The following is an 8,640-nucleotide window of genomic DNA, read 5'->3' as shown; positions in this document are numbered from 1 at the left end:
CGGGCTGTAAACGAGAAACAGGACGTTCTCTCCACTATGTAAACAATATCCAGGATTAAAGAACGTCAAGGTAAACCTTAAACAGGATTTTTTAACCTTGGGTGTAAACCTATAATAGGACTAGACCAATCCCTACTGGTAAAAAAGTACCTGTTTGTAATTGGCATGATACCGGTCTGACACAGGAATACGTATAGGATACCTAAAGGATACGCGGAGGATACCACAACAATGCCCCTGTAACAGCATGCAGATTAAATAGTTATAAATATTTAAAAATAAATAATACAACCTCAAAGAACCCATTTTTGATACTATTTTCACATCCTTCTAAAACTTTCCCTCACATAATGTAAATTCGCCATGTCCATTTGACCATTTCCTGCCAAACGCGGAAGCCGGCTGCAATGAGACACCTTTAACAATGACCCGCTTATCATGAACGAACTGGCAGCTGAACCTATAACATGGTGGAAATCTTTCCTGGGAGGGGATAAAGACGCTTTGTCGGCCCTCTACCGGCATTATTTTCCGGTGTTGTATGAATATGGGGTGCGGCTGCATGACCAGGAGGAGTTGGTAAAGGACTGTATCCAGGACTTGTTTGTGAAACTCTGGACGAACCGCAGTACCTTACAGGAAGCCCGTGACCCGCGTCTGTATCTGCTGATAGCCCTCCGGGGAGGCATTTACAATAAACTGAAACCGGCAGGAGTCCGTAGGGTGATACCGTATGAGGCGCACCATGATTTCCGGTTGACGTTCTCGGCCGAATCGGCCTATGTGAAAAAAGAGGCGGCAGGGCTGCAGTCGAAACAGCTGCTGGAGGCGCTGGAAAAACTAAGCGCCCGTCAGAAGGAGATCATTTACCTGCGCTTCTATGAAGAAATGGAATACGAAGATATTTCCGCTGTCATGGGAATTACTGTCAAAGCGGCCTATAAACTATATGCCCGTGCGATTGATGCGCTGCGGGGTATACTGAACATATCCATGTCTGCCTTGCTGATATTGCTGGCACAGCACAAAGCCTGATTATTCTTTGCCACCTGTTTCCCACGGTCTGAAAAAAAATAAAAAAAATTGTAAAAAGCGTGGGGTGTTTTCTGTTGTTGTGGCTGTCCTATATGCCTGGTATGTCAAAAAATTAAAAGAGAAAGGTATTGGACTATCATCATTTTGATAAGAACGACTTCCTGGAAGATGCCTCCTTACTTGCTTACGTGAAGGGGGAGGACGCTGTCGTAATACGCTTTTGGGAAGATTGGATACAGCAGCAACCGCCTAATATCCGGGAGTTCAGGAAGGCGGTGTTCCTGTTGCGCCACCTGTTGTCCGCTGAAAGGGTCAATGCCCGGCCGGGGACGGAGCAGGAGGTATGGGACCGTATTTCACAGTCGATAGATACCGCCAACGCTACACCGGTGCGCCGCTTGGGGCTGCGCCGATGGGTGGCCGCTGCGGCTGTATGCCTGCTGCTGATTGGCGCCGGCGCGGGATATTTCTTCTATCGTTATACAGGCACGCAGACGGTGTACGCTGCCTACGGAACAAAAAAGCAGGTCGTGCTGGAAGATGCTTCCGTGGTGACGCTCAACGGCAACTCCAGCCTGCGCTATGCCCGGCACTGGCGTAAAAACAGCCTGCGGGAGGTGTGGCTCGATGGGGAAGCTTACTTTGAGGTACAGCACCTGAAGAAAGATCATCTGCCGCTGAAAGCTGGCGAACGTTTCCTCGTGCACATCGGACAGCTGGACATCGAAGTGCTCGGTACTACCTTTAATGTAAAGGACCGTCGCGGTGTTACGACCGTGTTCCTGAAAAACGGGGCCGTTAAAGTAGGCGCCAACAAAGCGGAGGGCCTCGTTATGAAACCCGGGGAAGAAACGGAATACCACCAACAGGAGCGCCTGCTCATCAAACATCCGGGTGATGCGGATGCTGCGGCTGCCTGGATGGACAATAAAATGGTATTGCATAATACGGCAGTAAAAGATATCATACACGTACTGGAAGATACTTACGGATACAAGGTGGTGCTGACGGATACGGCTATCGCTAACCGGAAAATCAATGGTGTCCTGCCATTAAAGAATACTGAAACACTATTGTATATACTGTCCAATATGCTTGATGTGGAGATAGATGTCAATAAAACAGACAGTACGCTGCTGTTCAGGCCTGGTAAATAGTATTGTAGAAAAAACGTTAACCATTCCCTTTCGATGAGAAAAATGCTACTCCTTTGTAGTTTCCTGCTGTTGCTGTCTCTGATCTCGTGGTCCGCCGCGGCGCAAAAAAAAATGTCGCTGATCGAGGCGCTGGACAAAGTTTCGGCTACTCTTGGTACCCGTTTCGTATATGAAGCATCCCTGCTGGCCAATAAAACTACGACCGCCGATCTTACAGACCTGAAAAACAAACCGGTGGAGGAGGTGTTGAAATCCATCCTCTATCCCCATGATTTGCTGTTCCTGTATGTGGATAAAAACCACTATACGATTGTGGCGCGGAAAAACAAAAAGAACGGTCATGCGGAACAGCTGGAACCGGCGGATGATACCCCTTTCCCCGGTGACTCCATGCGGCAGGTACGAGGTAAAGTGTTGAGCAACTACAACGAGCCACTGGCCGGTGTTACGCTCCGGGCCGGCCGTTATGCCGCGGCCACCAACAACGAGGGCGACTTTACGCTTCGGGTAGGCCCACAGGAAACAGTCCTGGATGCGACTGCCATCGGCTGGCAACCCGTGCATATTGACATCTCCCGAAAAAATGGCTCATGGTACCCTATTACCATGCAAGCGTCTACCAGCTTGTTGAAAGAGATCGCCATCGTGTCCACCGGCTATCAGAAAATTGAAAAATCACAACTCTCCGGAGCAGCTACCGCCATGTCTGCAAAGGATTATGACCAACGTACAGCCATTACCGGTAACTTCCTGGAAAACCTGGAAGGTAAAATCCCGGGACTGGTGTACAACAGCATCTCCCGCGACCTCTCCATCAGGGGCGTATCCACTTTCGATGCGGTAAAACGCCCGCTGATAGTGGTAGACGGATTTCCGACCGAGATAGATATCAGCACCATCAACCCCAATGATATCATCTCGGTATCGGTGCTGCGCGATGCCGCAGCAGCTGCTATCTACGGTGTACAGGCATCTAACGGTGTAATTGTTATCGAAACGAAGAGGGGCAAAAGCGGAAAACCGGTTTTTAGCCTGCGGGCGACCTATGCCATGCAGGCTAAACCGGATTTCGGATATTTGAACTACATCGGCTCAAAGGAGTATGTGCAGCTGATGAGAGACCGGGTAGACCTTACTAATTATTCCCGCCGGGATAATCTTCCTGGTGCGCCGCTTGATCCGGTATATGATCTGCTGTTCCGCGTGAAGGAAGGCACTATGACAGCCGGCGAGGCCGACCGCCAGATCGCAGGAATAGCCAGCTACAATAATCTCACTGATTATAAACGCCTCTTTTACCAGACAAGGACTGCCCGCCAGGTGGATTTTGATGTAAGCGGCGGTAGCGAAAAAAGTACCTATCTCCTCGGTCTCAACTATATGGGGGAAACGCCTGTGGAAAGGCGCTCGGATAACCAACGTTTCGTGCTGAATTTCGCCAATACGTATAAATTATCAGACCGCTTCTCCTTCGATTTTCGTGCAGTGTATAACAACAGTGTGAACAAAAGCGGCAGGGTTGCACCCTATACGGACGTACCGCCGCATCAACGTTTTACTGACGAACAGGGAAATGCTATTGCTTCTGTTTTGGGTCCCCGCCGGAATGCTAATTTATACCCCACTGCTGCCGGAAACGAGAAGATAAAAGCCCTCGGCCTGTATGATCAGTTGTATTATCCTTACGGAGAACTGTTTGCCAATACCAATAAGATCAACTTGTCTGCCCTACGCCTGCAGGGCCGCCTCAATACGGTGCTCACCAGCTGGCTCTCGCTGGACCTGGGCGGTGCTTATGAAAATCAGCTGGCTACTACCAGTGTATTGGCTACAGATGATGCTTACACGGTCCGTAAACTGATCAATACACGGGCAAAGAAAGACCCGATTACCGGAAAGCCGCTGTTTATCGATATTCCACAGGGTGATATCTATACGCTGAGTAATGTAAGAGGTATTTCCTATACTGTCCGTGGTCAGTTAAATGTCAATAAGGACTTTGGTGGCGACAGACATAATATCTCAGCTATAGCCGGTATTGAGCAACGGAAACGGACTGAATCCGGTGTGAGAAGTTCCTATTTTGGATACGATGGCCAGTCGCTGATCAGCAAACCCATTAATGTACAGGCGCTGAGCTCCTATATTACGCCGGCTTTCCCGGAAACCGGCCGGGCTGCGTCCTCTTTTTTTCCTGAAGATTATTTCAAGGAAACCAGTCTTGACAGAAGATTTATGTCGTACTATGCGCAGGCGACCTACATCTATCTCAACAAATATATTGCTACAGGGAGTTTCCGTATCGATCAATCCAATCTGTTTGGCGCTGACCCTGCCTATAAAAATAAACCGTTGTGGTCTGCCGGCGTCAGCTGGCGCATGCATGAGGAGAATTTCCTGAAATCCGTCAGCTGGATCAATAATCTTCAGTTACGGGTGGCCACAGGGTTTAACGGGAATGTTCCCTCCAGTACCAGCGGCCCGTTTTTGTTGCTGAGTCCGGGCGTGAATGTGGTACCGGTAGAGGCAGTGACCTTCAACGATATATTGTCACCGGAAAACCAGTCGATCCGTTGGGAGACTACCCGCAATTTTAACGTGGGGCTCGACTATGCACTGTTTAATAATCGCATTTCCGGAACCGTGGATATCTACAACAAAAGAACGGAAGATGTATTCGGCGCTATGTCTTCCGATCCCACCACAGGCTTTAATACCTATAATGCCAATACAGCGTCCATCAGCAACAATGGCCTGGAACTGATGATAAACAGTATTAACATCAAAAACCGGCATTTCAACTGGCAAACACAACTGACAGCTTCCTTCAATCGTAACAAGGTGCTGAAAGTAATGTCCGCTGAAAGCGAGGCATCGTATGATTTAGTGATCGGACAGCAGCTACGGGAAGGGTATGTGATGAATCCATTGTTCAGCTATCGCTACGGTGGGCTCAATGAACTGGGACAACCATTTGTATACAATCGCAACAATGAGAAGAAAGTCATGAACAGATCGGGTGATGATATCGTGGATGTCAGTTTTGAAGATTTGATTTTCAACGGTACTACCACCCCTAAATATGTACTGGGTCTGAATAACCAGTTTTCGCTGGGCTGCTTCGACCTGTCCTTTCTCTTCATGTATTATGGTGGCCATGTGATGAGAGTGGAACAACCTTCCCCTTATGACATCGTTCTGGGCTATCCGTTACAGGGAGCAGCCAACTTCTGGAAAAAGCCCGGAGATGAAATACATACCGATATACCCGGTTTCCCGAAAAACAATCAGCCCGGTGAATTTAACTATACCGCCGTGTATGGTTACTCCTATGCCGACAAATTTGTCCGCAAGGCAGATTATATCCGGCTTCGCGATCTGATACTGACTTATAACATCAAATCGGCTTTCCTGCAACGGAGTGGATTGAGCCGTACCCAGCTTCGGTTACAGGCACAGAATATGTTCCGCTATACCTTCAGCGGAAATGATATCGATCCCGAAGCCATGGACCGGGAGTCGGGCAGTCGCGGCCTGCCGGTGGAACCATTTTATAGCGTTTCTTTCTACACTAACTTCTAATACTGTTGATGATGAAGAAAATATGGACCATAGCACTGATAACAGTATGCAGCAGCGCGTGCAATAAGTTCCTGGATGTAAAACCCAAAGGGGTTATCATCCCGGAAAAACTGACGGATTTTGAAGGGCTGCTGAATTCGCAAAAGATGATGCTCAGTTTTCCTGAGGCCCTGATGTATTGCACAGATGATTATTATGGTGTGTACAACGAACAGGAAAAAAGTATGCAGGCCAATGCTTATTACTGGCAACCGAATATTGATGTCAATGACCAGATCAGTCCTGCCATATGGGGAAGCGGTTATGAGATTATTTATCGTGCCAACGTCATCATCAACAACGTGATGAAAGCCACCGAAAGCAGTGAGCAGCAACGCAGACAGATACTGGGAGAAGGCATGGCGGCAAGAGCAGAGGCTTACTTTAATATGTTGACGGCCTTTGCCAAAGCATACAACCCCGCCACTGCCAACAGTGATCCAGGCCTGCCGTTGGTAACGAGCACGAATGTGACAACACAGATTCCGCAACGCTCTTCAGTACAAACCACGCTGGATTCTGTTATCCATGATCTGCAACTGGCCGTTACCATGTTGCCGGAACAGAATATTAACCGTTACCGCTGTACGAAATATGCAGCCTGCGGCATGTTATCACGGATTTATCTGTATATTGGCAATTATGGAGAAGCGGACAGGTTTGCCGACAGTGCCCTCAAAGCAAGGCACGAGCTGCTGAATTACAACAATTTTGAAAGCTCGAACGATTTTCCTGTTAACGATTTTAATCCTGAGGTCCTATGGCAAAGGGGGTGCGACAATTATATGATACCCAGCGGTATGTTGTATTCCGATACATTACGAAGTTTATTCCGTGAAGGAGATCTGCGATATAGTTACCTGACAGAAAATACTCAGGAGGGAGTTGTCAGGACAATTGCAAACGGGTCTGCCAACTTCGGCATTACTTTCCCGGAATTATACCTGACCCGTGCGGAGGTAGCAGCTAGAAAAGGAAACATACCTGCCGCCATGGATTTTGTAAACTTTCTCCGTAAAACACGCTTTGAAAAGGATAACTATACGCCTTCCTCTGCGGCCACACAGGAGGAAGCCCTGGATATTGTGCTGGCGGAACGCCGCCGGGAACTGGCCTTCAGTGGCCAACGCTGGATGGATATGAAACGTCTTGACCGTGATGGCAGAATGCCGGCCATCAAACGGGTGAACAGGGAAACAGGCGCGGTGATCACTGTCCTCGAACCTAACAGCAGACACTATACGTTTCAGATACCGGCGCGAGTAAGAAAATTTAATCCTAGTATATCTATTAACTAACCTAAGCCAATAAAACGCCATTTTATGAAACCTTGGTTAAAAAATTCTGTACTGAGCATGGCCGCCATTGCTGCGGCTTTTCCGTCGTTCAGTCAGGCGAAAATCAGCGGTAAACTACTGCCCAATCAGGAAACAAGCCTAAAGTTTACACAGCCGGGAATGGAAACATTAGAAGTACCGGTAGATAAGGCCGGCAATTTTTCGTTTGCCACCGGTAAGCTGCCCAAAGGCATTTATCAGCTCGAAGAGATCGGCCAGGTCTATCTCGAACCCGGCTACACGCTCGAAATTATCCCCGAAGGCGATGACTATCGCTTCAAAGGGAAAGGCAGTATGGAGAATAACCTGATCAGGGAAGCAGGGAACCAGTTGAAAGACTATGTGCCCATGAGCAAAGGGGACTATCTCTATTCTTTTTATATGTTGAGCCTGCCTGAATTCCGGCAGAAAATGAATGCCTGGCAACAAGCTGCAGCTAAAACGATGGAAAAATCAGGTAACCCTTATTTTATCGGATTGCAAAATGCTGCCGTAAATTTCCGGATAAAAAACATCACACAGGACTGGTGGATCAACTACGGGGTGGATTCTGTAAAACGTATCGCGTTTCAAAAACTGCTGGAAATACCGCCTAATCCAAAAGATACGATGTCGCATGTTAAGTTCAGAAAAGCTTTCGATGAAATGCATCTGAAAAAACTGACCAAAGAAGAGAAAAAAGAACTCGATTCGATGATGTATGATGGTTGGGACATGAACAACGAAGAATGGTTCCGCAATGTGGCTTCTTACCGTGATGTGCTCGACGGCAAGATTACCAACATCATGTACGCCGAATACCAGAAAGAGTTGATGGCCGGCAAAGAGATGGCCGTGCTGAAGGCGCGGGTGGTAGACACTAAAATAACCTCCCCTTTCATTCGCGAGTACTATCAATATGTTCAGGCATCCAGCGTCATCAAAATGAGCGACGATGTCAGGGAAATAGATACCATATATAAGAAATTTATCGCGCAGTCGAACAATGACGTCTACAAAAAAAATGTCAGCGACATATATAAGAACTTCAAAAAATACGGCGATAACCAACCGGCGCCGGACTTTGAATTTGAAAACAACCACGGTGCGAAAGTGAAGCTGAGCAGCCTGAAAGGGAAATACGTCTACATCGATGTATGGGCCACCTGGTGCGGCCCTTGCAAAAGAGAAATCCCCTTTTTGACCTCCATTGAGGAAAAATTTGCCGGGAAAAACATACACTTCATCAGCTTGTCGGTAGACAGACAGTCTGATAAAGGAAAGTGGCTGGATTTTGTGAAAGAAAAACAATTAAAAGGAGAACAATTGATCACCGATGACGACTTCAATTCTGACTTCATCAAAAACTTTAACATCAATGCTATCCCAAGGTTTATATTGATAGGGCCGGACGGCAAAATAGTTTCGGCCAGAGCAAAGCGGCCATCAGACCCGAAATTACAGGAACAACTTAGTAGTTTGCTATAAAAGTGTACGGGGGCCGCAGCGAA

General features: G+C 47.6%; 5 protein-coding genes. All 5 read left to right on the top strand.

The window, feature by feature from the left end; all coding sequences use genetic code 11:
* Positions 1 to 438 precede the first annotated feature (438 nt).
* The 5 genes from HHL17_RS28395 to HHL17_RS28375 all read left to right on the top strand — a co-directional run bounded on the left by HHL17_RS28395 (position 439) and on the right by HHL17_RS28375 (position 8,617).
* A complete protein-coding gene (locus HHL17_RS28395; protein WP_169228200.1) occupies positions 439 to 1,035 on the top strand; it encodes an RNA polymerase sigma factor in 597 nt (198 codons plus the stop codon).
* A 128-nt stretch (positions 1,036 to 1,163) separates the two neighbouring features.
* Positions 1,164 to 2,192 (top strand): FecR domain-containing protein, encoded by a 1,029-nt coding sequence (locus tag HHL17_RS28390; protein ID WP_169228199.1) that lies wholly within the window; start codon positions 1,164 to 1,166, stop codon positions 2,190 to 2,192.
* A 33-nt stretch (positions 2,193 to 2,225) separates the two neighbouring features.
* Positions 2,226 to 5,774, top strand: a complete 3,549-nt coding sequence (locus HHL17_RS28385) for a SusC/RagA family TonB-linked outer membrane protein (RefSeq protein ID WP_169228198.1) — start codon at positions 2,226 to 2,228, stop codon at positions 5,772 to 5,774.
* Between the two features lie 8 nt (positions 5,775 to 5,782).
* The gene (locus HHL17_RS28380; protein ID WP_169228197.1) at positions 5,783 to 7,111 is read left to right on the top strand and encodes a RagB/SusD family nutrient uptake outer membrane protein; all 1,329 of its coding nucleotides are present in this window, start codon (positions 5,783 to 5,785) and stop codon (positions 7,109 to 7,111) included.
* Positions 7,112 to 7,135: 24 nt separating this feature from the next.
* The gene (locus HHL17_RS28375) at positions 7,136 to 8,617 is read left to right on the top strand and encodes a TlpA family protein disulfide reductase (protein WP_169228196.1); all 1,482 of its coding nucleotides are present in this window, start codon (positions 7,136 to 7,138) and stop codon (positions 8,615 to 8,617) included.
* Positions 8,618 to 8,640 lie beyond the last annotated feature (23 nt).

This window comes from Chitinophaga fulva (assembly GCF_012927205.1).
Classification (GTDB): domain Bacteria; phylum Bacteroidota; class Bacteroidia; order Chitinophagales; family Chitinophagaceae; genus Chitinophaga; species Chitinophaga fulva.
The sequence above is the reverse complement of the archived record's forward strand: the minus strand, read 5'-3'. Positions and strand labels throughout refer to the sequence as shown.

What these genes read in the sequence shown, in the direction of transcription:
- HHL17_RS28395 (WP_169228200.1), top strand. Translation starts at nt 439, where the DNA reads ATGAACGAACTGGCAGCTGAACCTATAACATGGTGGAAATCTTTCCTG.
- HHL17_RS28385 (WP_169228198.1), top strand. Translation starts at nt 2,226, where the DNA reads ATGAGAAAAATGCTACTCCTTTGTAGTTTCCTGCTGTTGCTGTCTCTG.
- HHL17_RS28380 (WP_169228197.1), top strand. Translation starts at nt 5,783, where the DNA reads ATGATGAAGAAAATATGGACCATAGCACTGATAACAGTATGCAGCAGC.
- HHL17_RS28375 (WP_169228196.1), top strand. Translation starts at nt 7,136, where the DNA reads ATGAAACCTTGGTTAAAAAATTCTGTACTGAGCATGGCCGCCATTGCT.